The organism is Shewanella sp. c952 (assembly GCF_019654975.1).
In the GTDB taxonomy this organism is placed as follows: domain Bacteria; phylum Pseudomonadota; class Gammaproteobacteria; order Enterobacterales; family Shewanellaceae; genus Shewanella.
In genome coordinates this window covers 1-205 of sequence record NZ_BPEW01000169.1, presented here as the reverse complement: position 1 = coordinate 205, position 205 = coordinate 1, and the positions used below count along the sequence as shown (strand labels likewise).

Below are 205 nucleotides of genomic sequence, written 5' to 3'. Positions count from 1 at the left end.
AATGATAATCCAGTGGTTAGCCATATAGGATCGAGAACGGTCAATGAAGGCGATCCACAAGTCACAGGCCAAATTACTGCCACCGATCTCGATCATGGCGACAGCGCGACCTTCGCCACCAGCTTCAGCCACGCAGGCTTTGTACTCAATCAAGACGGCAGCTACACACTGGATCCCACCGATCCGAGCTTTAATCATTTAGCGA

At 51.2% G+C, this 205-nt stretch carries 1 protein-coding gene; it reads left to right on the top strand.

Translation table 11 applies throughout. From position 1 onward, the window contains the following. Positions 1-12: 12 nt before the first annotated feature. The coding region (locus K5R16_RS22430; RefSeq protein WP_220740649.1) for a VCBS domain-containing protein at positions 13-205 on the top strand (193 nt) is incomplete at its 3' end.